Origin of the sequence: Enterococcus lemanii, from assembly GCF_016909125.1 — a bacterium.
In the GTDB taxonomy this organism is placed as follows: domain Bacteria; phylum Bacillota; class Bacilli; order Lactobacillales; family Enterococcaceae; genus Enterococcus_I; species Enterococcus_I lemanii.
This window is the reverse complement of sequence record NZ_JAFBFD010000006.1, coordinates 29,284-53,362: the sequence shown is the minus strand read 5'-3', so window position 1 is coordinate 53,362 and position 24,079 is coordinate 29,284. Positions and strand designations below refer to the sequence as shown.

The window sequence follows — 24,079 nt, the reverse complement described above, 5'->3', positions numbered from 1 at the left end:
AGGATTTTTAGCTGTGAATGATTCAAATGGATTTCAAATTAGTGTTTTAGCCAGTGGAAGTTCTGGGAATTGTTTATTTCTTGAGACACCTAAAAAGAAAATTTTAGTTGATGCTGGTTTGAGTGGTAAAAAAATTACGTCTTTATTAAATGATATTGGCCGGACACCAGAAGAACTGGATGCGATTTTAGTGACACATGAACATCGTGATCATATTCATGGTGTGGGTGTTCTTGCTAGAAAATATAATTTATCTATTTATGCCAATGAAAAAACATGGCAAGCGATGGATCCGTTAATTGGAAAAATCGCTTTAGAACAAAAACACCATTTTGAGATGGGGAAAGTTTTAACTTTGGACGATCTTGATATTGAAAGTTTTGGTGTCTCTCATGATGCAGCAGCACCTCAATTTTATCGTTTTTATCGTAACGGTAAGTCTTTTGTTATTTTGACAGACACGGGGTATTGTAGTGATGCTTTACGTGGGAAAATTACCGGTGCAGATGCGTATTTAATTGAAAGCAATCATGATTTAGAGATGTTACGAATGGGGGCTTATCCGTGGAACTTAAAGCAAAGAATTCTAGGGGATAAAGGACATCTTTCGAATGAAGATGGCGCATACGTTATGGCAGATGTGTTGACAGATACAACCAAACGAATTTATTTAGGTCACTTAAGCCGTGAAAATAACTTGAAAGAATTGGCCCATTTAACGATGGTTCATACGTTAAAAGAACAAGGATTAGCGGTTGGTCATGCTTTTGAAGTATTTGATACCGATCCAGAGCAAGCAACCGAATTATTTTCAGTATAAAATCGCTAAAATTACGAATGAATAAAAAACGCACGCAAAGTCATCTTTGCGTGCATTTTTTTATTGTGATGAAATGAACTTATTCTTCGATATCCAATCGTTGTAGTAGTTTTCGTTTTGCAAGAAACGCCGCCTCAAAATTATAGCGTTCAAAAAAATCGCCCTGTAGTCCGGGTAAGTGTTGATATTCCACCCCTTTTAAAATCGTTCTTGTAACAATGTTCGAAGGGATATCCAAATACTCTAGCAAATTAGTTGTTGGTCGAATCGGATCGGCATCGGCTTCTCTTTTTAAGATGCCATGGATAATAAAAGATTTTATCATCCGCCTTTTGATTCCGCGTGCTTGTCGATCACTACCAATGGTAAAAGAATTGTCTAGCTCAATGAAAGTTAAATGATTGGTCTCTTCAATATTACAAACGCGAGCGGGATTAATCCAAATTGTTTCTTTTTCATGGATGCTACCTAAAGAAAAAATGCTAAATTTTTGAGTAGCAATTGGAATGATGGTTGTTTTTTTATTAAAAATAGAATGAATTGTTCGAGCGTAAACTTTAAAATCTAAATATTGATAGGCTTTAAGTACATTTTGTATAATATCAAGTGGCGTAAGTTCTACATAAAGTGCGTAATTTTTATACAGAACGAACGTTTTTTTGTGGAATGCAGTTTTAATAGGAACGAGTGCGTAAACTTCTTCAAAAAAATCAGGTGTAATTGCTGGCTCAAAATGATGTGTTACTTTATGAATATTTTCAGGGGTGTAATAAAGCTCTTCTGACAAGCAAAATAAGGTGCTTAAAGGTATTTTATAACCGCGGTACTCCTTAATCGAAGGAAGTTGCTTGTTATGTAATTGAAAATTTGATAACTTCATAAGATCTCCTTTTACTTTAACAGATATAATTAAATAACATTATACATTGTTATTTAATCTTTTGCTAGCGCTTTCACAAGGAAATCTTTTTTAATGTACGATAAAACGCCTTGACCTTAACGTAAGGTGAAGGGGTACAATAAAGAAAAAAAGGAGGAGGGAAATGGATTATACCATTAAGCAAGTTGCTGAAATGTCAGGTGTGAGTAGTCGAACTTTACGTTTTTATCATGAAGAAAAACTATTAGAACCACGAGAGATGAATCAATCGGGTTATCGAATTTATGGTGAAGAGGAATTGGAACGTTTACAACAAATTTTACTTTATAAAGAATTAGGATTAAAGTTAACGGCAATTAAGCAAATATTAGATAACCCCGATTTTGATTTTGAACAAGCTTTAAAAACGCACAAAATCGCCTTAGAAGCGAAACGAGCAAGTTTAGATCAAATGATACGAACAGTTGAAAAAACGTTGGTTACTTATCAAGGAGGAGAGAAGATGTCAGGAGAAGACAAATTTATGGGATTTAAGAAAGAAAAAATCGCAAAAAATGAGCAAATTTATGGTACGGAAATTAGAGAAAAATATGGCGATGAAACGATTGATTTAGCAAATCAAAAATTGATGAATTTGACAATCGAAGAAAATCAAGAATTAGAAGAAACACAAAAGCAGTTATTTGATCAACTAGCCATTGCATTAAAAAGAAACGTTGTAGAGGAAGCGTTACAATTGCTTATTTTTGAATTGCATCGAAAGTGGTTGCAATTTTATTGGCCAAAGTATGAAGCACAGGCCCATTTTGGCTTAGCACAAATGTACTTAATCGATGAACGCTTTACTAACTATTATGATAAACAAGTGGGGGACGGTGCGACGAGAATACTTTGCCAAAGTATTCAGAAGTTCACACAAAAAAAGAATAATACCCAAGTTTAATAACAGATGTCTAATAAAAAAACTCCTCAGAAATCATTCTTTCTTGAGGAGTTTTGTTCTATTACGCAAGTAGGGCATCTAAGGCTTTGTATGGTAAATCAAGATCAATCGCAATTCCTTCATTGACGACAAATCCTTGGTAAGTATTTACGCCACGATACAAAGCGGTATTTGCTTTGATTGCTTTTTCAAAAGAGGCAGAATTCGCAATTAGACGGACATACTCCAAAGTTGTATTACTTAAAGCATAAGTTGCAGTCTGAGCAACTCCACCGGGCATGTTTGCCACCGCGTAGTGAATGACGCCTTCTTCAATATAAGTCGGTTGGTCATGAGTAGTTGCAAAAGAACTTGTTTCAAAAATACCGCCTTGGTCAATCGCAATATCAACAATGACTGATTTTTTCGGCATTTTTTTAACCATGTCTCTTGTGACTAAAGTTGGCGCTTTTCTACCAGGTAATAAAACAGCACCAATGACTAAATCAGCGGTTTCTAATTGCTTTTCAATATTAAACGCATTAGAAAGTAGCGTTTGAACTTTCCCGTTAAATTGAGCATCGAGTTCTTTTAAGCGATGCAAATTGACATCAAGAATAGTGACGTTTGCACCAAAGCCATAAGCGATTTGTGCGGCGTTGGTTCCTGAAACGCCCCCACCGATAACAACAACGTTTCCTTTTCGGACCCCTGGAACACCAGCTAGTAAAATCCCTTTCCCTTCGTTTGGTCCTTCTAAAAATTGTGCACCAATTTGAACAGCCATTCGACCTGCAATTTCGCTCATTGGGGCCAATAGTGGGAGTCCACCATTATCTAATTGGACGTTTTCATAAGCAATAGCGGTAACTTTTGCCTCAATTAAAGCTTGGGTAACGGCTTTATTTGCGGCTAAGTGCAAGTAAGTAAATAAAATTAAACCTTCACGGAAAAAGTGATATTCTTCTTTTAAGGGCTCTTTTACTTTCATCACAAGGTCTTGTGCCCAAACATCGGCTGGATTTTCTTTAATGATTGCGCCAACAGCAAGGTAAGCTTCATCGCTAATTGCAGAGCCTGCGCCAGCTTGTGTTTCAACATAAACTTCATGGCCTGCTTGGATTAATTCGTAGACACAAGCAGGGGGCAAAGCGACTCTTTTTTCATTATTCTTAATTTCTTTGACAATTCCAATTTTCATTTTCTTAATCACTCCATCTTTTTGGGTACGTTCAATTATAAAGGAAAAACAGAAGAATCACAATCATTGCATGAAAATTCTGAAAATTTTTCACAAAAAATTAATAAAGTTTCAAGAAAATTACTTCTTGAAACTTTATTAATTATGAATCCAATTGCTCTAACTCAAGACTAGCTTTTTCCCATTCTTCATAGAGTGTTTCTTGTTGGATTGTTTTCTCATCGATGGTTGTTTGAAGTTCAATGAGCGCAAAATGATTATTTAAATTATCGGGTTGAGTCATTTGTAGTTCTAATTGACTCACTTCTTCTTCAATTTGTTCAAGGTTCTCTTCTAGCTGTCCAATTTTTCTTTGTAGCTGGCGAATGATCTTTTGTTGTTCTTTCGTTTGTTGGAAAGATTGTTTACCAGCAGATACACTTTTTTCTTTTACTTGATCTTGTTCTAGCAAAGCAAGCAACTCGGCCTCTTCTTGTTTTTTTTCCATGTAATAATCATAATCGCCTAAATAGAGTGTGCTTTTTTCTGGTGAAAGTTCAATTACTTTTGTTGCAATTCGATTGATAAAATAACGATCGTGCGAAACAAATAAAATCGTTCCTTCAAAGTCAATTAACGCGTTTTCTAAAACTTCCTTACTATCAATGTCTAAGTGGTTCGTAGGCTCGTCTAAAATTAAGAAATTTTCATGGTTCATCGCCAGTTTGGCTAAAGCGACACGAGCTTTTTCTCCACCGCTTAAAAGACCAATTGTTTTTTCAACGTCTTCACCAGAAAATAAGAAACTTCCTAAAACGGAGCGGATCTCAACTTCCGGTGTTGTCGGGTGTTCATCCCAAAGCTCTTTTAAAATTGTTTTTTGTGGTTGCAGTTTTTGTTGTCCTTGATCGTAATAACCAAGAGATACATTCGTCCCGTAATGGAGCGTACCTTTTAGGAGTGGAATTTCTTTTAAGATGGATTTTAAAAGCGTCGACTTACCAATCCCATTTGGGCCAACCAGCGCAATGGCATCTTTTCGTCGAATATCTAGCGTAATATTTTTAGCAAGAACGTGTTTATCATAGCCGATTTCTCCGTCTTCTAATTGTAAGACCACGTTTCCTGATGGCTTATCGATTTTAAAAAGGATATTTGCTGATTTCTCTGCTCCTTGTGGTCGTTCCATTCGTTCCATCTTTTCAAGTTGCTTCCGCCGACTTTGTGCTCTTTTGGTGGTTGAAGCTCTGGCTAAGTTCCTAGCAACAAAGTCTTCCAGTTTATTTATTTGTCCTTGTTGCTTTTCAAAAGCTTTCCAGTCCAAAGCAAGTTGTTCTTCTTTTAGCGTTAAATAGCGGCTGTAGTTCCCTTTGTAGTGCATCATTTTGTGGCGTGCAATTTCATAAATTTCGGTCACAACTTTGTCTAGAAAATAACGGTCATGCGAAACAATTAAAAGTGCGCCTTGATAATTTTGTAAATAATTTTCTAACCAAGCCAATGTTTGGATATCTAAATGGTTTGTTGGTTCATCTAAAATAAGTAGTTCTGGCTTTTGCAATAACATTTTTGCTAAAGCCAGTCGCGTTCGTTGTCCGCCAGATAAATCTTGCACTTTTTGTTGATAAAAGGTGGCGTCAAATTGAAACCCGTGTAAAATGGAGCGAATCTCATTTTCGTAGCTATACCCATTCTGCTCAACAAAAGTATGTTGTAATTGGTCGTACTCTTTTAAGACGCGTTGTCCTTCTGGCGAGTCAATTTCTTGTGTACTAATAAGCGTTTCTAATTCTCTTAAACGACTTTCCATTTGACGTACAGCAGTAAACGCATCAAGCATTTCATTCCAGACAGTTGTATCTGAATTTAAACCGCTATTTTGAGCTAAATAGCCAATTGATAAATTTTTTGTCTTGGTCAAGGTGCCTTTATCGGGACTTTCAATACCGGCAATAATTTTTAAAAGTGTTGATTTGCCGGCGCCGTTTCGGCCAACTAAACCAATTCGACTTTGTGATTGAATTTCTAACTGCATATTTTCAAACAGCACCTCAGCGCCAAATAAGCGAGCAACCTGGTTTATTTGTAGTAAAATCATCTAAATCCTCATTTCTAATTCATCTAACAAGTGATATGTTTTCTTCAGTTTACCATAGTTTATTTCCTTGGGCGATACACGAAAAAAAGCAAATTACAAAAAAAGCACAAATTATGAGCAAGTGAATTGCTTTTATCAAGCTAAATTTGCTATGATAGGGTTTGTAATAGTGAAGTTTTCACAAATGGAGGTACTAAAATTGAAAGACAATCAAATTCCAAAGGCAACAGCCAAACGCTTGCCTTTATATTATCGTTACTTAAGATTATTAAATGATGCAGGTAAGAAGAAAGTTTCTTCAACCGAACTGAGTGAAGCGGTACAAGTTGATAGTGCAACGATTCGCCGTGACTTTTCTTACTTTGGTGAGTTGGGCAAGCGCGGTTATGGGTATGATGTAAAGGATTTAATGCACTTTTTTGCCAAAACGCTAAATGATGATCAAATGACCAATGTTGCTCTTGTTGGGGTAGGGAATTTAGGGAGTGCGTTATTGAAATACAAATTCCATCAAAGTAACAGTATCCGAGTGAGTGCAGCTTTTGACGTAAATCCTGAGATTGTGGGCCGAATTGTGGACGGGATTCCTGTTTATCCAATGTCTGATATGAAAGAACAAATTTCAATTCAACAAATTGATATTGCCATTTTAACCGTGCCGGCTGAACGATCACAAGATGTAGTGAATGACTTAGTTGCAGCAGGTATCAAAGGAATTTTAAACTTTACGCCAACCCGCATTACAGCACCAGCAGATGTCCTGGTACAAAACGTTGATTTAACGACGGAATTACAAACCTTAATTTATTTCTTACACTCTGGAGGAATTATTCCAGAAGAAAACTAGACCGAATCGATTGATAAGGTCAAAATAAAACCGAACGCGATTGAAAACACGCTGAAGTACTCATACCAAAACGGTAAGAGCGAGCAGTCCAATCGATTGTTCGGTTTTTTTAGACGTGAATATTTGTTACGTGTTTGCTTCAAATAAAGAAGTATAATCGCTAACCTCTTTCATTTGTTGGTAATTGGTTACAAAAGATTCTAATCGGGCAAAATCAATAAACCGTGCTTGTCGATGAACCTCTTTTCCTTGATAAAAAATTAAAATAGCTGGAGCGGTCATAACTTGAAATGTCCCAGCGACTTCAGGTGCCTCTGCGATATCTAACGCAAACATGGGCAAAGTGTTATTAAGAAAAAGCTGCTCAACTCGTGGTTTTACCGCGTGGCAAACCGAGCAATTTGGAGCAGAGATGTAGAGTAAACTAAGAGGACTTTGTCTGATTTTTTGAATTGTTTGTTCGAAAGTTAAGTGTTGCATATTTTTCACCCCTTTTACTTTACTTTAAGGATCCTCAAAGAACTTGTCAAATTTTGCGTACTCTTAATTTAGATACAAGAAAAATCATAAAAAAATCACAAACACTTGTTATAATCTAAAGTAGATTAAGAAGAATTTATTTGTAGTTTAACTAAAGGTCTAGTACAATAGGAACTAGGAATAAAGAGTTTTTTAAAGAAAGAGGTGTCACGTTATGGGTGTAAATGATGAAACGGTTCGTTTTGATTTTGACGATAGCCGTAAGCAAGAAATCAGTGAAACATTAGCGATTGTTTACCGCGCCTTAGAGGAAAAAGGCTACAATCCAATTAACCAAATTGTTGGTTATTTGTTATCAGGTGACCCAGCCTATATCCCGCGTTATCGTGAAGCGCGCAACTTAATTCGTCGTCATGAACGAGACGAAATAATGGAAGTTTTAATTCGCTATTACTTGAAAGATCATGGAGTTCATTTATCATGAGAATAATGGGGCTTGACGTTGGATCCAAAACCGTGGGAGTTGCTGTAAGCGATTTGATGGGATGGACAGCGCAAGGAGTTGAAATTATTCGAATTAATGAAGCACGTGGCGAATTTGGTTTTAAACGTGTGAAAGAATTAATTGATGAATATGAAGTGACGAAAGTTTGCATTGGCCTACCCAAAAATATGAATAACTCAATTGGGCCACGAGCAGAAGCTTCAATAGCTTATGGTGATAAATTAGAAGAGTTGTATCAAATTCCGGTAGTTTATCAAGATGAGCGGTTAACAACCGTGCAAGCGGAACGAATGTTAATTGAACAAGGTAACGTTTCACGTGACAAGCGCAAAAAAGTCATTGATAAAGTGGCGGCCGTCATGATTTTACAGAACTACTTAGATAGCGTCGGAAATAAATTATTATAAAAGAATGAAAAGAAAAGAGGAAAAACAATGACAGAACATACACACGACCACGAAGGACATGAACACATTACTTTAATTGACGATGAAGGAAACGAAACGTTATACGAAATTTTATTAACGATTGACGGTCAAGAAGAGTTTGGCCGCAATTACGTTTTACTTTATCCAGCTGGAATTCCAGAAGACGAAGAAGTTGAGCTACAAGCCTATGCCTACATCGAAAACGAAGATGGCTCAGAAGGTAGTTTAGAACAAATCGAAACCGATAAAGAATGGGATATGATTGAGGAAGTCTTTAACACCTTCATGTCCGAAGAAGAAGAATAGATTAAATAAAGCGAAGAAACCTTGATTTGATAAGGTTTCTTCTTTTTTATTTTATTTTTGACCAAGGTTATTAAAAATTAAGATGTGCCACAACAATATCGAATCGAACAAATGATGTTGCATGATTCTCAAAAATAAAAGACGAAAGAAGCTAGATTTTAAATGCTTCTTTCGTTTTTCATTTTTATTACTTCCCAATTATTTTCGTTTGATTGTTTCCGAAACTGACCAACATTATCTTTTTGGTGCTCAATACTTTGTTTTTGTAGCTTGTACGCTTTTGGGCTTAAACCATAGTGTTGTGTAAATGTTTGGCTGAAGTGTTGACGACTGTTATAGCCAATTTTAAAAGCCACATCGGTAATGGAAAGTTCACTATTTGCTAAAAGAAAACAAGCTTGCTCTAGTCTTTTTTGATTAATATAGGTTGCAATGGTTGTGCCTAATTGTTCAGAAAAAAGGGCATGTAAGTAAGATTTATTAATGCCAACATAATTTGCAATGTTAGGCACGCGGAGTTCTTCTTCCAAGTGTTCAGAAATATATAGCAATGCTTTTTCTAGATAAGGGCTAGGGGTTGGTGTTGTATTTGTATGAAGTAAATTTCCTAATTCGAGTAAACATTGTTGAAAAAGTAAATCAATTAAAAAAGTATCTTCGGATTGAGTATTTTGCAACGAATTTTTAGACAAAGTACCGATTAGCTTTTGTAAAGGTTGTTTTAAGCGATTGTTATCATAAGCAAAAAAGACAGTGGGAAACGCTTGTGTTTTTTGTTGTAAAAAAGAACAGTGTTTTCGCAAATTTGCTAAAGCAATCTCTCCTTGTTCTCCGACACTAAACTCCAAATTTAAAAGCGAACAAGGGCTACGATTATCAACAAATAAACGATGTGGGACATGGGCATCTAAAAAAACAAAATCACCTTCATAAAGGGTTCTTTTTTCAGACTGCGTGTAAATAAAGCAGTGTCCTTTTTTGACATACATAATCTCGCAAGATTCGTGTTGATGTAGACTCATATCAAAATTTGTGAGCGAAAGAGCATAAAAGGCGGTAATATTCGCCTGGTTTTTCTTTAAATCAAAAAGACTCATTTCTTCCTCCTAAAAGTTAAACTAATTTATTATACGACAATATCTGACATAATTACTGCTTTTTTTTACAAATATTTCCGTCTGATTTTTTTAAATAGCTAAAATAATCAGTAACAAGATTTAAAGGAGGATAACAATAAGTAAGAAAATTACAATCATTGGTGCAGGAAGCCTTGTTTTTGCGCGAACACTTTTTACGGATTTATTGTCGGTACCTTAATTACGTGATTTTGAATTTGCTTTTACAGACATAAATCCAGCGAATTTCGAAAAAACGAGAGCGCTTTGTCAAAGAGATTTGGAAGAAAATGGTCTTGATAAAACGATTATTGCCACAACGAATCGACGTGAAGCGTTAAAAGGAGCTCGTTACATTCTAAACCTCGTTCGTGTGGGTGGTTTGGAAGCGTTTGAGACGGATATTGACATTCCTTTAAAGTATGGAGTGGATCAATGCGTAGGGGATACTTTATGTATTGGAGGAATCATGTATGGGCAGCGAGTGATTGCTGCAATGCTTGATTTTTGCAAAGATATTCGGGAAGTTGCCGAAAAAGATGCCTTGTTACTAAATTATTCAAATCCGATGACGACTTGGGCTTGTAATCAGTATGGAAAAGTTCGAACGATTGGCTTATGCCATGGTGAAATTCATGGCGAGTTTCAAATTGCTGAAGTTTTGGGTGTGGCAAGAGAAGAGTTAGACATTATCTGCGTGGGCATTAATCATCAAACGTGGTATCTTTCAGTTAAACATCAAGGAATCGAGCGCAAGAATGAGCTACTTGCAGGCTTTAGTCAGCACGAACGATTCAAAGAAGAAGAAAAAGTACGAATCGATATGTTAAAGCGTTTTGGCCATTATTCAACGGAATCCAATGGTCATTTGCCAGAGTATGTTGCTTGGTACCGGAAAAGGCCCGAAGAAATTAAGCAATGGATTGATACAAGTAGTTGGATCTACGGTGAAACAGGTGGTTATTTGCGCATTACACGTGAGGAACGTCACTGGTTTGAATTTGAGTATCCGAATCTTTTAAAAGAAAAAGGCAAAGTGTATGATGGCTCCGATCGTGGTTTAGAACACGCTTCTTATATCATTGAAGCACTAGAAACCAATCGGATTTATCGAGGACATGTCAACGTAATTAATGGCTCGACCATTACTAATTTAGCGCCAGAAGCCGTGATTGAAGTGCCGTGTTATGTAGATCGTACGGGGATTCAAGTGCCACGTATTGGTGAATTGCCATTAGGTGCAGCCGCGGTTTGTTCTCAATCGATTTGGGTCCAACGCTTAGCAGTCGAGTCAGCGGTTTCTGGTAACGTTCAATTATTAAAACAAGCCGCTTTACTTGACCCACTAACAGGCGCTGTTTGCAATCCCCCAGAAATATGGCAAATGGTTGATGAATTATTAATTGCCCAGGAAGCTTGGCTACCCCGATACTAAGAGGTTATTCAAATAATTAAAAAAGAATGGCAAACAAGGTCTCTTATTCCAACCAATGATACTTATCAGGGAGCCGTGCGAATCAAAGAAAAAACACCAGCGCAAGTCCAAGCACAAAGAAATGAACGCAAGATTACCGTTTAATAAAAATTGAAAGAAGGAATCAATCAATGAAAAGTACATTAAAACATTTAAAACATCTAGAAGTTGCACAAACGCCACCAATGGGCTGGAATAGTTGGGACTGTTATGGCGCATCTGTTCGAGAAGAAGAAGTACGCGCCCATGCTGATTTTATGGCAGAAAATTTAAAAGAATATGGCTGGGAATACGTGGTTGTTGATATTCAATGGTCCGAACCGCAAGCTAGTTCGACATGGTATAATGCTTTTTTTTCATTACAAATGGACGAATTCTCACGTTTAATTCCTGCTGAAAATCGCTTTCCAAGTGCGGCGAATGGTGTCGGATTTAAAGCTCTTGGAGACTACATTCATAGCCTAGGGTTAAAATTTGGCATTCATATTATGCGTGGGATTCCACGTCAAGCGGTTCATCAAAATACGAAGATCAAAGGGACTGACAAACGAGCGCGTGACATTGCGCTAAACAATATTTGTCCTTGGAACTCTGATATGTATGGCGTTAACGTAGACTTACCAGAAGGTCAATTGTACTACGATTCTTTAATTGAACTGTATGCTAGTTGGGGTGTTGATTTTATTAAAGTTGATGACATTGCCAATTCTTATTTATACGGAGGTGCACACCGAAAAGAAATCGCAGCCATTCAAAAAGCGATTCAAAAAGTCGGACGCCCAATGGTCTTATCTTTATCTCCAGGCCCAGCCCAATTAACCGATGGTGCTTATTTACAAGATCATGCGAATATGTGGCGTTTAACTGATGATTTTTGGGATCATTGGGACGCGCTTTACACGATGTTCGACCGTTGCGCAGAGTGGGCACCTTATTTACGACCAGGTAATTGGCCTGACTGTGACATGTTACCGCTAGGGCATATTGGCATTCGAGCGCATGATGGTGGCGGTGGTGATAACTGGACGCGTTTCACGAAAGATGAACAATATACTTTGATGTCTTTATGGACAATTTTTCAATCCCCATTGATGTATGGTGGCACCTTGCCTGATATTGACGCATTTACTTTAAGTTTATTTACGAATAAAGAAGTTTTAACGATGTACCAGACACTGACCCAACGTCGTCAATATTATCGAGATGAAAATTGGGTGGTTTGGCATGCAACAAGTGAAGAAAAAGAATATGTTGCGATTTTTAACGTGAGTGAAAATGAGCAAGCTATTCCTGAAAGTCTGGTATCCGATCTCGTACCACAAGGCGATTTTGTTTATGATTTGTGGCATCAACAAGCAATTTTACTAAGTGAGCAAAAATTAGCTCCGCATGGTGCACTGTTGATTTCTCTTTAAATTAAAAATAAAAAAACTTTACTCAAAGTTTAAAGTAAAGTTTTTTTTAATAGAGAAATATAATCGTAAGTTCCTACTGTGGAAGGATTTAATTTGGGCTAACACCTAAAGAAATTCGTCCAAATCGGCTAATCCGAGTCATTTTCCAAGCGGGTGACCAAACGATTTCAACGTGAACAGAGTGGATTTCAGCAAGTTCTAATAAAACTTCTTCAATTTCTCCTGGAATCGATTCAATACATTCGCATCCCATTCCGGTAAAGGTGATAGTAATTTCGCAATGCCCCGTCTCATCTAAATTAATTTCGTAGACCAAACCTAAGTTAATAATATCTAAACCAATTTCTGGATCATAAATCATAAGTAATTTTTCGATTATTTGCTCGTTTATTTGCAATGCTAAAGCATTCATTTTTATATTGTTATCCATAGAGACGCGTCCTTTCTTTTATAACGTTGGATGTTTTCTCATTTTTTCATAAAATCACTTTTTTTTCAAGGTTTATAATGATAATTTCATTTAATTACTAGAATTTTATCATTTTTATGTTAGAATAGCGTTATTAGTTTTAATATTTTGGAAATTTTCTGACTTTTATTAATTAAGGAGTGAAAAAAATGACAAATAATCAAGCAAAAAAAGACATTCGGATTCGTAGTAATGTCTATGATAGTATGGTTAAGTCACCTAACCGTGCCATGTTAAGGGCAACGGGGATGGGAGACGAAGAGTTCAAAAAACCAATTGTTGGGGTAATTAGTACATGGGCAGAAAATACACCATGTAATATTCATTTACATGATTTAGGCAAGCTTGCCAAAGAAGGCGTCGTTACAGCAGGTGGTTGGCCAGTTCAATTTGGTACAATTACCGTTGCAGATGGTATTGCGATGGGGACACCAGGGATGCGTTATTCTTTGCCATCACGTGATATTATAGCAGATTCGGTTGAAGCAGCAATTGGTGGACATAATTGTGATGCATTCGTAGCGATTGGTGGGTGCGATAAAAATATGCCAGGGTGTATGATTGCCATTGCTAACTCAGAAATCCCTTCTATTTTTGTTTATGGTGGTACGATTGCTCCTGGAAAATTAGATGGAAAAGACATTGATTTAGTTTCGGTTTTTGAAGCGATTGGCAAATGGAATCATAACGATATGACGGCTGAAGAAGTTCGCCGAATTGAATGCAATGCATGCCCAGGTCCTGGCGGTTGTGGCGGTATGTATACGGCCAATACGATGGCATCTGCTATTGAAGCAATGGGAATGAGTTTACCTGGATCTTCTTCACACCCGGCAACGACCCAAGATAAATTAGATGATGTACAAGCTGCAGGGGAAGCTGTTTTGAAATTATTAGAAAAAGGCATTTATCCAAAAGATATTATGACACGCAAGGCTTTTGAAAATGCGATTACGGTTGTAATGGCTTTAGGCGGTTCAACGAATGCGATTTTACATTTAATGGCGATGGCGCATGCAGCAAATGTTGAATTAACTTTGGATGATTTTAATGATTTCCAAGAGAAAGTTCCTCATTTGGCAGACTTAAAGCCAAGTGGTCAATACGTATTCCAAGATTTATATGAAGTGGGTGGCGTATCGGCTGTGATGAAATACCTACTAGAAAAAGGCTATTTACATGGTGATTGTTTAACCGTTACGGGCAAAACGCTTGCGGAAAACTTAGCAGAAGTTCCTTCTCTAACACCAGGTCAAAAAGTGATTATGCCACTGGAAAACCCAAAACGAGCAGATGGCCCATTGATTGTTTTACATGGGAACTTAGCCCCAGATGGCGCGGTAGCCAAAGTTTCAGGGGTGAAAGTTCGTCGTCATGAAGGACCAGCCAAAGTCTTCAATACTGAAGAAGAAGCCATTCAAGCGGTTTTAGCAGATGAAATCGTCGATGGGGATGTGGTGGTTGTTCGTTACGTAGGACCAAAAGGCGGTCCTGGTATGCCAGAAATGTTATCACTTTCTAGTATGATTGTTGGAAAAGGCCAAGGTGAAACCGTTGCTTTAATTACAGATGGTCGCTTTTCAGGTGGTACTTACGGATTAGTTGTAGGCCATATCGCTCCTGAAGCGCAGGATGGTGGGCCAATTGCCTTGCTAAAAACAGGCGACGTTGTAATTGTCGACCAAGATACAAAAGAGTTAACGATGAAAGTAAGCCCAGATGAATTAGCAAAACGCCAAGCAGAATTAGTGATTCCATCGCTTCATTCAAGAGGTGTTTTAGGAAAATATGCGCATATTGTTTCAAGCTCATCTAAAGGTGCCATTACTGATTTTTGGAAAAAAGACGAGTAAGCATAATCAAAAAATTAAAAAGAAAATAGGTTTTGTAGTTGACAATGAGAAGATTCTCATGTAAAGTACAAGACAACTTAAATAGTCATCCGTTGCAAAGAAGAGTAATTTTCTCATGCTTTTTAGAGAGGTTCCGTTTGGTGAAAGGAACTAAGTCAGAGAAGATGAAGATGGTCTTGAAGGATAAATCGTCGATAAGTAGGCGGTTTCGATACGTTCAATCGTTAACTTGAACACCTATTTTTTTTGAAGTAGGGTGAGGGAAGTTTTTACTTCTAAAAAAAGGTGGTACCGCGATTCATCGTCCTTTTGCTAGTTTCGACTAGCAAAAGGGCTTTTTTTATTGAACAAAACGATTTGGTAAGCCGTCATTTGTCTGAGTATGATTGATTTAAGTAAAAAACAATAAAAAAGGGGAAAATAAAGATGAAAAAATGGAATAAAGTGATTCGTTTTAGTTTATTAGGGGCTGCTATTTTAGGGTTGGCTGCTTGTGGAAAAGGTACGGATTCAGGTGTTGGATCAAGTGATAAAAATGAGTTAGAGGTACTTAAAATTGGTGCGACTTCTACACCACATGCGGAAATTTTAGAGCAAGTTAAAACAGATTTAAAAGAAAAAGGCTATGATTTAGAAATTACTGTTTTTGATGATTATGTCTTACCAAACTTAGCCGTTGAAGATGGTAGTTTGGATGCGAATTTCTTCCAACACCAACCGTATTTAGAGAAATTTAATGAAGAAAATAATACGAATTTAGTTTCTGTTGCTAAAGTTCATTTTGAACCACTAGGGATTTATCCAGGAAAAACAAAAGATTTAACTGAGATTGCAGAGGGTGCACAAATATCAATTCCAAATGATTCAACAAATGGTGGGCGAGCGTTATTATTACTTCAAGCAGCCGGTTTAATTGAATTGAAAGAAGGTGTCGGCATCAGTGCAACGGTCAATGATATTACGAAAAACGACTATAAAATAGAAATTGTTGAATTAGAAGCAGCCCAATTACCTCGCTCAGTAGGCGATGTTGATTTTTCTGTCATTAATGCAAACTATGCACTAGAAGGTGGCTTTAACGTTGAAAAAGATGCCCTAAAAGCGGAAGACAAAAGCTCTGATGCAGCCGAAACATTTGGTAACGTTATTGCCGTTAGAAGTGGGGAAGAAAACGAATCGAAAATTACGGCTTTAGTTGAAGCTTTAAAAACAGATAAAATTAGTAAATTTATTAATGATCATTACGAAGGTTCTGTTATCTCACTATTTTAATTCGTCACTAAAAACAACCATGGATTTTTGTCATGGTTGTTTTTTTATATACGTTTCAAGTTCTTTTTGGTATTGTTTTGTTTCTATTTGGCGATTGTTATTTAGTTCTTGCGCTAGTATGTAGCCAATCAGAGGACCAATTGTTAACCCTGACGAGCCTAATCCACTTGCAACAAAAAGAGAAGGATCATTTGGAATTTTTCCAAAAAAAGGCGCAAAATCAGAAGTATAAGCTCGGGTCCCAACTCGGTACTGATAGGGAGCACCTTTTAATATTTCTGAAGAAGCTAGAAATTTTTGACTGATTTGCCAAAGATTAGTGAATGCTTCTTTTGTAGGTGTTAAGTCCCAAAGTGCTTCATTTTCATGTGTTGCTCCAAGTAAAATTTTCCCATTTTGATAGGGAATCAAATCAGCTTCTCCATCAAGCATGACGACAGGCCAAGTCGTACTTTGTAAATAATTGGTTTGAAATTCAATTAATTGGCCTTTTTGGGGACGGACGTCAACAAAATAGCCAAGCGGACTTAAGAGGTTTTTTATGCTTGGACCTGCTGTGATAACGATTAAATCAAAAACGTGCGCGGTACTGGTTGTCTTTACGAGCCAGTGCTCTTGCTCTTTTTGCAGCTTCGCCCTTTCTGGAATGAAAGAAACACCTTTATCTTTTGCCAAAGTTGTCATTTTTTCCAGATAAGCCTGTCCATTTAGTCGGGCGCCTCCTTGGAGAAACAAACTTACTTGAGGTTTTAATAAAGGCATGACTTGGTGTGTTTTCTCTTTTGTTAAAAGTTGAATTGTTCCTAATTCGGGCGCCTCTTTTTTTCTTTCATTTGCAAGGGTAAGTAAAGAATCGAATTCTCCTTCTTTTCGCAAAATCAAAGCGCCTGTTTGTGCGTAGATATCAGTGGATAAATGGAAATCTCGAACTAATTTTGGGAAAAAAGCGGCCCCGTCTTTTGCAAGTTGGTACCATTTTTGATTCCGTCTTTTGGAAGTCCATGGCGAAATGATACCTGCACTTGCACTCGTTGCTTGGCCAACGCCTTCGTCATATAAAGTAACTTGGAATTGTTCGAGATTGAGATAGTTCGCAAGCGTTATTCCAATGATGCCTCCGCCAATAATAGCGATTTTTTTCATTTATAATCACCTGCAATTTTCTGTGCTTTTTTTGTATTGGCAAAATGAAGTTTGGCATAGTTTTCAAGTAGTGAAAGGCCGCCTTTTTTTAAAATACGAGCAGCGACTTGATCAGATTTCAAACCAGCTCCAGAAGGCAAGGAAAAACCTAACTCTTCGCTCCCTTTTTTTAAAGAATCTAAAAATTGGGCGCGGCATAAAATGGACGCTGCGGCTACTGCCAAGTGGTATTGTTCGGCTTTAGTTGTAAAGAGTAAGCGATTTGTGACCTGGTTTTTTTCGGTTTTTAAGTATTTTCGATAATTGGCCTCCGGTGTAAATTGATCAATTAAAATGTAATCTGGTTGGGTTGGAGAAATTTCGTTTAATAATAAGCCGATTGCCTGGTTATGTAAAGCGACTTTCATCCGGACGGCATTGTACTGCGGTTGGATTTCATTGTATTTTTTTGGTGTCACCTCTAATATTTTATAAGCGACTTGCTCTTTAATTTTTGGTGCAAGTTTTTGAATGTCGCTATCCGTGAGCATTTTTGAATCTTTGACACCTAAGGCCTTTAAGGCTGGTAATTGCTCAGTTGAAGCGAATACCGCACAGACAATTAAAGGACCAAAATAACTGCCATTTCCCACTTCATCGCTACCGATTAGACTTTTTTGGGCGATATCGACAGGTAAAACATTTTGCTGAGTCCGGTTTGTTTTTGTCGTTTTTTCATCTTTGGTTGTCGTTTTTGCTAAGCTTTCATTTTTTGACCATCGACTCGCTTCTTGCTGGGCCGCGCTTCCTTGAAACATGACTTTTCCAGAAGTATAAATGGTAATAGTTGTTTGATTTGTTTTGGCAATAAACTCTGTATAGGGGATATTTTTATCAATTTTATCGTTATGGTAAAATTTTTTGATTTTATCAATTTCAGTTTTTGATAATTTTAAAACAACAGGAGCCATATAGAGACCTCATTTCTTCTTTTTTTATCAGTTTACCACAGAAAAGATAAAAGATTTATGAAAGAATCAGTGAAACGTCATAGCAAAAAAAACGATTATCTTTTATAATGTCTTAGAGAGTTTTTTATTTTTAGGAGGAGAGTTGGAAGTGGCAAAAGCAAAAACACGGTATAAAGCCGTCATTGCAAATCAATCGTATACAATTATCGGTCATGAATCCGCTGATCATATGAAGAAAGTGACGCAGTTAGTCAATGTGCAACTTCAAGAAATTCGCCAATTGGCTCCTCAGACTACGACTGAGGAAGCAGCAATTTTGTTAGCAATGAATGCCGTCTCTGATCAGTTGTTGAAACAAAAAGAGTTGCTTCGTTTGAAAAAGGAAAATGAAGAGTTGAAAAAATTAGAAATTAAAGCTTTAGAATTAGAAAATCGCTTGAAAAGAATTGACGCACTTGAAAAAGAAGCAAAAGAAGCTTTAGAGAAATCTGGTCGAACAGATGTTGAAATAACCAATCATTTGGAAGCACAGCAAATTTTAAATGAAGAGCGTAAAAAAAGTATACAAAAAAAAGCAACGAAACAGTAAGGGAGGTTCTAGTATGATAGGTACGGTATTTTTATTAACTTTATTAGGAACCTTTTATAGCGGCAGCCGACGAGGTATTCCTTTGCAATTGGTTTATTCAGCAGGTTTCTTTCTTTCTTTTTTGTTTGCTCAGAAAATGTACGTTTCTTGGGGGCGTAAAATTGAATTAATTGTCCCTTATTTATCTGTTTCTCCTGAGACAAAAATGGTCTTTTTTAGTCAAAAAGAGGCATTTGATTTAGATAAACCTTATTATGCGGCAGTTGCTTTTTTATTTTTTTTACTTGTCGGATTGTTATTAACGAAGCTAGTTGGTTTGCTGGCAAGCCCGCTAAGGTTTGTTTCAATTATTCCACAGTTTGATTGGATTGTTGCCGGTTTTTTAAATGTACTAATTGTTTATATTTGGTTCTTTTTATGCTTAAAGCTATTGACGTTAATTCCAATTGACTTCATCCAAGATTTATTTGTTAGCCATCAGTGGCTACGTAATATTGTTGAAAAGACGCCATTTTTTTCTAATTATATTCAACAACTATGGATTACCAATATCATTTAATAATCATCAAACAAAAACAAAGAGAAATATCTGAAGAGAATTTCTTTTCTTTTGTTTGAAAAAAGGTGGTAGAAAATGAATTCCCGTATTTTAAAAACCCTTGAATTTGAACAAGTAAAACAAAAGTTATTCCCTTACTTGACGACCGCTCAAGGAAAAGAAATGTTAGAACGGCTAATCCCCGTTGCAGATAAATTATTAATTGAAACATGGCTAGAAGAAACAAAAGATGCTCTAAAGGTCCAACGTTTGCGTGGAGGGATTCCCATTCCTAAGATTGAAAATATTCAACCACACATGAAACGAATTGAAATTGGAGCGGATTTAAACGGTTATGAACTTGCCCAAGTGACTCGAGTATTAACCACTACGGCAGAAGTTCGTCGTTTTATTGAAGAGTTAAAAGAAGCTGAAATTGAATTTGCTCGGTTGTACCACTGGGAAAAACAAATGACGCATTTACCAGAATTGACTCGTACTCTAAAACAGTCAATCGAAGAAGACGGCCGAGTGACGGACGATGCTTCTGATTTATTGCGTCAAGTTCGCCAACAAATTCGTCGAAGTGAGCAAAGTATCAGAGAAACACTCGATGGTTTGATTCGTGGTAATAATGCTCGTTATTTAAGCGATGCGATTATAACCATGCGAAATGAGCGTTACGTGATTCCAGTAAAACAAGAGTATCGCGGTATTTTTGGTGGCGTCGTGCATGATCAAAGTGCCTCAGGACAAACTCTTTTTGTGGAACCTAAGCAAATTGTGGAACTAAATAATCGTTTGCGACAACAACAAATTGCTGAGAAAAATGAAATAACGCGCATTTTAGCAGAGTTGTCAACGATGCTTGTTCCATACCGTAAAGAAATTATCCACAATGCGTATGTGATTGGTCAATTTGACTTTATGAATAGTAAAGCCCGCTTTGCTAAAGAACAAAAAGCAATTGTTCCAGTTATTCATTCAAAAAATGAAGTTAATTTTAAACAAGCCCGTCATCCATTAATCCCAATTGATAAAGTCGTCGCCAATGATATTTTAATTGGAAAAGACTATCAAGCCCTGGTTATTACAGGACCCAATACTGGTGGAAAAACGATTACTTTGAAGACACTCGGATTGTTGCAGTTGATGGGGCAAGCCGGCTTACCAATTCCAGTGGACGAAGAAAGTCAAATGGGGATTTTTTCTGAAATTTTTGCAGACATTGGCGATGAACAGTCGATCGAACAAAACTTATCAACTTTTTCATCCCATATGACGAATATTGTTGAAATTTTAAGAAAAGCAGATAATCAAAGTCTAGTTTTATTTGACGAGTTAGGCGCAGGAACTGATCCTCAAGAAGGAGCAGCCTTAGCGATTGCTATTTTAGATGAGATGGGCGCCCGTTCGTCTTATGTTATGGCGACAACCCATTATCCTGAACTTAAAATTTATGGTTATAACCGACCAAAAACAATCAATGCTTCAATGGAATTTGATGTTGATACGCTTAGCCCAACCTATCATTTATTGATTGGGGTGCCAGGTCGAAGCAATGCTTTTGAAATTTCAAAACGCTTAGGATTGGACCCACAAATCATTGATTCTGCGAAGAAAATCATTGATGGAGAAAGTCAAGATTTAAATGAAATGATTGCTGATTTAGAAAATCAACGGAAAATGGCTGAAACGGAATATTTAGAGTTACGACAATCACTAGTTGAAGCACAAAAATTAAAAGAAGATTTAGAAAGTGCACAACGCTATTTCTTTGAAGAAAGAGAAAAAGAACTGAGTAAGGCACGAAAAGAAGCAAATGAACTTGTTGAAAAGGCAAATGAAGAAGCCGAAACGATTATTTCTGATTTACGCAAAATGCAATTACTTGGCGGTCAAGCAAAGGTGAAAGAGCATGAGTTAATCGATGCTAAAAGTAAGTTAGCTGATCTAAAACAAGAAGAACAACTTTTAAAAGAAAATAAAGTCTTGAAAAAAGCGAAAGCCGCAAAAAAATTAAAACCAGGCGATGAAGTGATGGTTTTGTCTTATGGACAAAGAGGCGAGTTGCTCAAAAAAATTGGTGATGCAAGTTGGCAAGTCCAATTAGGTATTTTAAAAATGACGGTAGCTGAAACAGACTTGCAACCTTTGCAAGCTGCACCTGAGCCAAAACAAAGAGTGGTCACCATGCGTTCAAGTCAAGAGTCACACGTTGCCACGCAGCTTGATTTAAGGGGCAAACGTTATGAAGAGGCGCTAAATGAAGTGGATCAATACATTGATGCGGCGTTATTAGCGAATTACCCACAGGTGACGATTGTGCATGGTAAAGGGACAGGGGCTCTCCGTCAAGGAATTAATAATTATTTAAAAAATCATCGTAACGTTAAGAGTTTTGAATTTGCCCCGGCGAATCAAGGTGGCAATGGTGCAACGATTGTAAAATTCAAATAAAACTTATTTGATAAGAGGCAAGAAAGTAGGCAAAAAAATAAATCAGTGCTATACTTTCAACAGAATATGGAGGGATATTTGATGGCAAAAGAAATTACGGATGCAACATTTGCACAAGAAACAGATAAAGGTTTAGTTTTAATTGATTTTTGGGCGACATGGTGTGGTCCTTGTCGAATGCAAGCACCGATTTTAGATCAATTAAGTCAAGCTTATGATGAAGAGCAATTAAAAGTAACGAAAATGGACGTAGATGCAAATTCTGCTACACCAGCTTCTTTTGGAATTATGAGTATTCCAACTTTAATTTTGAAAAAAGATGGACAAGTCGTTGAAAAAGCAATTGGCGTCCAAACAAAAGAGCAACTAGAAGCAATGATTGCCCCTTATTTATAAGAGAATAAAAAGAGCCTAAAGTCATAAGATTTTAGGCTCTTTTCTTTGCGGTTTTATACTTCATGGTATAATTGACAAAGAAGTTTAATCAGAATGGAATGAGTAAAATGAATGATAAAATTCAACATAAACTAGCTCTTTTACCTGACCAACCGGGCTGTTATTTGATGAAAGACCAAAATGGAACCATCATTTATGTTGGAAAAGCAAAAGTGCTAAAAAATCGTGTCCGTTCTTACTTTACGGGGAGCCACGATACAAAAACAACACGTTTAGTCAGTGAAATTGCTGATTTTGAATACATTGTAACGGAATCTAATATTGAAGCATTATTGCTTGAAATTAATTTAATTCAAAAAAATAATCCAAAATACAATATTATGTTAAAAGATGATAAATCCTATCCTTTTTTAAAAATTACCAATGAAAAATACCCACGCTTATTAATTACACGTAAAGTTTTAAAGGACAAGGCTTTGTATTTTGGCCCTTATCCCGATGTTGGGGCAGCCAATGAAATAAAGAAATTGTTAGATCGGTTATTTCCTTTAGTTAAATGCGGACCAAGCAACACGAAACGCCCTTGTTTGTACTATCATCTCGGTCAATGTTTATGTCCGTATCATTTTCAAGTTGATCCACAAGTTTATCGTGACATTGTTGAAGAAATAAAACGTTTTTTAAATGGTGATTATCAAGAAATTGAAAATAAAATTCAATTGAAAATGGCAAAAGCTGCTGAAGAAATGGCATTTGAACAAGCTGCCGAATTTCGTGATCAAATTTATGCGATTGAAACAATTATGACCAAACAAAAAATGACGAAAGCCGACTTTGTTAACCGAGATGTTTTCGGTTATGCGATTGATAAAGGGTGGATGTGTGTCCAAGTCTTTTTTGTTCGCCAAGGAAAATTAATTGAACGAGATGTATCAATTTTTCCATTTTATAATGAAGCAACGGAAGATTTTTTAACTTTCATTGGTCAATTTTATCGAAGAAATGAACATTTTATACCAAAAGAAATTTTAATTCCAACTGAAATTGATCGCTCAAGTGTCGAGGCCCTTGTTGCAACTAAAATTCTTCAGCCTCAACGTGGTGAAAAAAAGAAGTTAGTTGAATTAGCAAATAAGAATGCTCGAATTGCTTTGACTGAAAAGTTTCAACTAATTGAAAGAAAAGAAGAACGAACGCTTGGTGCAGTTCAAAAATTAGGTGCTATTCTTCAAATACCGACACCGATTCGAATTGAAGCCTTTGATAACTCGAATACTATGGGGACAGATCCAGTTTCTGCGATGGTCGTTTTTATTGATGGCAAACCAGCTCGTAATGAGTATCGTAAATATAAAATAAAAACGGTTAAAGGGCCAGACGATTATGCTTCAATGGCAGAAGTTATTTATCGGCGCTATTCTCGGGTGCTAAAAGAAGGACAGCCATTACCAGATTTAGTCGTGATTGATGGAGGAAAAGGTCAAGTTGAAGTAGCTCGTGACGTACTTAGCAATCAATTAGGCATTGATTTGCCAATCGCTGGTTTAGCTAAAAATGAAAAACATAAAACAAGTGAGTTACTCTTTGGAGAGCCTCTTTCAGTCGTTCCTTTAAAAAGGAATTCAACAGAGTTTTTTTTGTTGCAACGCATTCAAGAGGAAGTCCATCGATTTGCAATTACTTTTCATCGACAGTTGCGAAGTAAGACGAGTTTTGCTTCTAAATTAGATGGTATTGAAGGTTTAGGACCAAAACGAAAAAAAATATTATTAAAAGAATTTAAATCTTTAAAAAATATCCAACAGGCAAGTATTTCCGAACTCACTGCCATTGGATTACCGAGTAAAGTTGCCCAAAATGTTTATGAAAGCCTTCATAAAGGAAATGAAAATACGTCTAAAGATGGATTAAGCAAATAAAAAAAGAATGTTATAATTTA

At 36.7% G+C, this 24,079-nt stretch carries 22 protein-coding genes, 1 pseudogene and 1 other annotated feature; of the genes and pseudogenes, 15 read left to right on the top strand and 8 right to left on the bottom strand.

The genetic code is table 11. The annotated features are described in order from the left end of the window. Positions 1-13 precede the first annotated feature (13 nt). A complete protein-coding gene (locus tag JOD14_RS02910; RefSeq protein ID WP_204653195.1) occupies positions 14-820 on the top strand; it encodes an MBL fold metallo-hydrolase in 807 nt (268 codons plus the stop codon). Between the two features lie 79 nt (positions 821-899). Here the strand turns inward: JOD14_RS02910 and JOD14_RS02905 are convergent, their stop codons facing one another. Beyond that, a complete protein-coding gene (locus JOD14_RS02905) occupies positions 900-1,700 on the bottom strand; it encodes a competence protein ComK (RefSeq protein WP_204653194.1) in 801 nt (266 codons plus the stop codon). A 163-nt stretch (positions 1,701-1,863) separates the two neighbouring features. Between JOD14_RS02905 and JOD14_RS02900 the strand changes: the two genes are divergently transcribed. After that, complete coding sequence (locus JOD14_RS02900) at positions 1,864-2,643, top strand: MerR family transcriptional regulator (protein WP_204653193.1); 780 nt, start codon at positions 1,864-1,866, stop codon at positions 2,641-2,643. A 61-nt stretch (positions 2,644-2,704) separates the two neighbouring features. On the opposite strand, the gene ald is transcribed toward JOD14_RS02900, so the two are convergent. Both ald and JOD14_RS02890 read right to left on the bottom strand, forming a co-directional pair. Then, the gene (gene ald, locus JOD14_RS02895; RefSeq protein ID WP_204653192.1) at positions 2,705-3,823 is read right to left on the bottom strand and encodes an alanine dehydrogenase; all 1,119 of its coding nucleotides are present in this window, start codon (positions 3,821-3,823) and stop codon (positions 2,705-2,707) included. A 142-nt stretch (positions 3,824-3,965) separates the two neighbouring features. Then, the gene (locus JOD14_RS02890) at positions 3,966-5,900 is read right to left on the bottom strand and encodes an ABC-F family ATP-binding cassette domain-containing protein (protein WP_204653191.1); all 1,935 of its coding nucleotides are present in this window, start codon (positions 5,898-5,900) and stop codon (positions 3,966-3,968) included. A 199-nt stretch (positions 5,901-6,099) separates the two neighbouring features. Here JOD14_RS02890 and JOD14_RS02885 point away from each other — a divergent pair, with 199 nt between their 5' ends. Then, a complete protein-coding gene (locus JOD14_RS02885) occupies positions 6,100-6,747 on the top strand; it encodes a redox-sensing transcriptional repressor Rex (RefSeq protein WP_204653190.1) in 648 nt (215 codons plus the stop codon). 126 nt (positions 6,748-6,873) lie between these two features. Here JOD14_RS02885 and JOD14_RS02880 read toward each other — a convergent pair whose 3' ends face one another. Next, positions 6,874-7,227, bottom strand: coding sequence for a thioredoxin family protein (locus tag JOD14_RS02880; protein ID WP_204653189.1), 354 nt, complete (start codon positions 7,225-7,227; stop codon positions 6,874-6,876). 214 nt (positions 7,228-7,441) lie between these two features. Here JOD14_RS02880 and JOD14_RS02875 point away from each other — a divergent pair, with 214 nt between their 5' ends. The 3 genes from JOD14_RS02875 to JOD14_RS02865 are packed head-to-tail and all read left to right on the top strand — an operon-like array spanning position 7,442 to position 8,466. After that, complete coding sequence (locus JOD14_RS02875; protein ID WP_204653188.1) at positions 7,442-7,711, top strand: IreB family regulatory phosphoprotein; 270 nt, start codon at positions 7,442-7,444, stop codon at positions 7,709-7,711. Then, positions 7,708-8,139 (top strand): Holliday junction resolvase RuvX, encoded by a 432-nt coding sequence (gene ruvX / locus JOD14_RS02870; RefSeq protein ID WP_204653187.1) that lies wholly within the window; start codon positions 7,708-7,710, stop codon positions 8,137-8,139. The genes JOD14_RS02875 and ruvX overlap by 4 nt, the downstream gene beginning before the upstream one ends. A gap of 27 nt (positions 8,140-8,166) precedes the next feature. Further along, a complete protein-coding gene (locus JOD14_RS02865; RefSeq protein WP_204653186.1) occupies positions 8,167-8,466 on the top strand; it encodes a DUF1292 domain-containing protein in 300 nt (99 codons plus the stop codon). Between the two features lie 158 nt (positions 8,467-8,624). Here JOD14_RS02865 and JOD14_RS02860 read toward each other — a convergent pair whose 3' ends face one another. Continuing rightward, the gene (locus tag JOD14_RS02860) at positions 8,625-9,563 is read right to left on the bottom strand and encodes an AraC family transcriptional regulator (RefSeq protein ID WP_204653185.1); all 939 of its coding nucleotides are present in this window, start codon (positions 9,561-9,563) and stop codon (positions 8,625-8,627) included. A gap of 232 nt (positions 9,564-9,795) precedes the next feature. On the opposite strand from JOD14_RS02860, the pseudogene melA reads away from it, so the two are divergent. Next, positions 9,796-11,016 (top strand): annotated as a pseudogene (gene melA, locus JOD14_RS02855) (alpha-galactosidase); the annotation flags it as partial. 170 nt (positions 11,017-11,186) lie between these two features. Then, a complete protein-coding gene (locus tag JOD14_RS02850; RefSeq protein WP_239576055.1) occupies positions 11,187-12,470 on the top strand; it encodes a glycoside hydrolase family 27 protein in 1,284 nt (427 codons plus the stop codon). Positions 12,471-12,558: 88 nt separating this feature from the next. Here the strand turns inward: JOD14_RS02850 and JOD14_RS02845 are convergent, their stop codons facing one another. Beyond that, positions 12,559-12,900 (bottom strand): metal-sulfur cluster assembly factor, encoded by a 342-nt coding sequence (locus JOD14_RS02845; protein WP_204653184.1) that lies wholly within the window; start codon positions 12,898-12,900, stop codon positions 12,559-12,561. Between the two features lie 188 nt (positions 12,901-13,088). On the opposite strand from JOD14_RS02845, the gene ilvD reads away from it, so the two are divergent. After that, entirely contained in the window at positions 13,089-14,792 is a 1,704-nt protein-coding gene (gene ilvD / locus JOD14_RS02840) for a dihydroxy-acid dehydratase (protein ID WP_204653183.1), read from the top strand. Between the two features lie 83 nt (positions 14,793-14,875). Then, positions 14,876-15,104, top strand: a binding site (T-box leader). Positions 15,105-15,218: 114 nt separating this feature from the next. Then, the gene (locus tag JOD14_RS02835) at positions 15,219-16,064 is read left to right on the top strand and encodes a MetQ/NlpA family ABC transporter substrate-binding protein (protein ID WP_204653182.1); all 846 of its coding nucleotides are present in this window, start codon (positions 15,219-15,221) and stop codon (positions 16,062-16,064) included. Positions 16,065-16,094: 30 nt separating this feature from the next. Here JOD14_RS02835 and JOD14_RS02830 read toward each other — a convergent pair whose 3' ends face one another. Beyond that, a complete protein-coding gene (locus JOD14_RS02830) occupies positions 16,095-17,207 on the bottom strand; it encodes an NAD(P)/FAD-dependent oxidoreductase (RefSeq protein WP_204653181.1) in 1,113 nt (370 codons plus the stop codon). Further along, positions 17,204-18,157 (bottom strand): ribonuclease HIII, encoded by a 954-nt coding sequence (gene rnhC, locus JOD14_RS02825; protein ID WP_204653180.1) that lies wholly within the window; start codon positions 18,155-18,157, stop codon positions 17,204-17,206. The genes JOD14_RS02830 and rnhC overlap by 4 nt, the downstream gene beginning before the upstream one ends. A 148-nt stretch (positions 18,158-18,305) precedes the next feature. On the opposite strand from rnhC, the gene JOD14_RS02820 reads away from it, so the two are divergent. From JOD14_RS02820 to uvrC, 5 genes are all read left to right on the top strand, one after another. Further along, positions 18,306-18,746, top strand: coding sequence for a cell division protein ZapA (locus JOD14_RS02820; RefSeq protein WP_204653179.1), 441 nt, complete (start codon positions 18,306-18,308; stop codon positions 18,744-18,746). A 13-nt stretch (positions 18,747-18,759) separates the two neighbouring features. Continuing rightward, positions 18,760-19,305 carry a CvpA family protein gene (locus JOD14_RS02815; RefSeq protein WP_204653178.1) on the top strand — a complete coding sequence of 182 codons (546 nt, stop codon included), beginning with the start codon at positions 18,760-18,762 and terminating at the stop codon, positions 19,303-19,305. 75 nt (positions 19,306-19,380) lie between these two features. Then, on the top strand, positions 19,381-21,744 hold the full coding sequence (locus JOD14_RS02810) for an endonuclease MutS2 (RefSeq protein ID WP_204653177.1): 2,364 nt from the start codon (positions 19,381-19,383) through the stop codon (positions 21,742-21,744). 81 nt (positions 21,745-21,825) lie between these two features. Beyond that, positions 21,826-22,140, top strand: coding sequence for a thioredoxin (trxA, locus tag JOD14_RS02805; protein WP_204653176.1), 315 nt, complete (start codon positions 21,826-21,828; stop codon positions 22,138-22,140). Between the two features lie 107 nt (positions 22,141-22,247). Continuing rightward, entirely contained in the window at positions 22,248-24,059 is a 1,812-nt protein-coding gene (uvrC, locus tag JOD14_RS02800) for an excinuclease ABC subunit UvrC (RefSeq protein WP_204653175.1), read from the top strand. Positions 24,060-24,079: the final 20 nt, after the last annotated feature.

Coding starts and splice junctions, on each gene's coding strand:
- JOD14_RS02905 (WP_204653194.1), bottom strand. CDS start 1,700: ATGAAGTTATCAAATTTTCAATTACATAACAAGCAACTTCCTTCGATT.
- JOD14_RS02900 (WP_204653193.1), top strand. CDS start 1,864: ATGGATTATACCATTAAGCAAGTTGCTGAAATGTCAGGTGTGAGTAGT.
- ald (WP_204653192.1), bottom strand. CDS start 3,823: ATGAAAATTGGAATTGTCAAAGAAATTAAGAATAATGAAAAAAGAGTC.
- JOD14_RS02890 (WP_204653191.1), bottom strand. CDS start 5,900: ATGATTTTACTACAAATAAACCAGGTTGCTCGCTTATTTGGCGCTGAG.
- JOD14_RS02880 (WP_204653189.1), bottom strand. CDS start 7,227: ATGCAACACTTAACTTTCGAACAAACAATTCAAAAAATCAGACAAAGT.
- JOD14_RS02875 (WP_204653188.1), top strand. CDS start 7,442: ATGGGTGTAAATGATGAAACGGTTCGTTTTGATTTTGACGATAGCCGT.
- ruvX (WP_204653187.1), top strand. CDS start 7,708: ATGAGAATAATGGGGCTTGACGTTGGATCCAAAACCGTGGGAGTTGCT.
- JOD14_RS02865 (WP_204653186.1), top strand. CDS start 8,167: ATGACAGAACATACACACGACCACGAAGGACATGAACACATTACTTTA.
- JOD14_RS02860 (WP_204653185.1), bottom strand. CDS start 9,563: ATGAGTCTTTTTGATTTAAAGAAAAACCAGGCGAATATTACCGCCTTT.
- JOD14_RS02850 (WP_239576055.1), top strand. CDS start 11,187: ATGAAAAGTACATTAAAACATTTAAAACATCTAGAAGTTGCACAAACG.
- JOD14_RS02845 (WP_204653184.1), bottom strand. CDS start 12,900: ATGGATAACAATATAAAAATGAATGCTTTAGCATTGCAAATAAACGAG.
- ilvD (WP_204653183.1), top strand. CDS start 13,089: ATGACAAATAATCAAGCAAAAAAAGACATTCGGATTCGTAGTAATGTC.
- JOD14_RS02835 (WP_204653182.1), top strand. CDS start 15,219: ATGAAAAAATGGAATAAAGTGATTCGTTTTAGTTTATTAGGGGCTGCT.
- JOD14_RS02830 (WP_204653181.1), bottom strand. CDS start 17,207: ATGAAAAAAATCGCTATTATTGGCGGAGGCATCATTGGAATAACGCTT.
- rnhC (WP_204653180.1), bottom strand. CDS start 18,157: ATGGCTCCTGTTGTTTTAAAATTATCAAAAACTGAAATTGATAAAATC.
- JOD14_RS02815 (WP_204653178.1), top strand. CDS start 18,760: ATGATAGGTACGGTATTTTTATTAACTTTATTAGGAACCTTTTATAGC.
- JOD14_RS02810 (WP_204653177.1), top strand. CDS start 19,381: ATGAATTCCCGTATTTTAAAAACCCTTGAATTTGAACAAGTAAAACAA.
- trxA (WP_204653176.1), top strand. CDS start 21,826: ATGGCAAAAGAAATTACGGATGCAACATTTGCACAAGAAACAGATAAA.
- uvrC (WP_204653175.1), top strand. CDS start 22,248: ATGAATGATAAAATTCAACATAAACTAGCTCTTTTACCTGACCAACCG.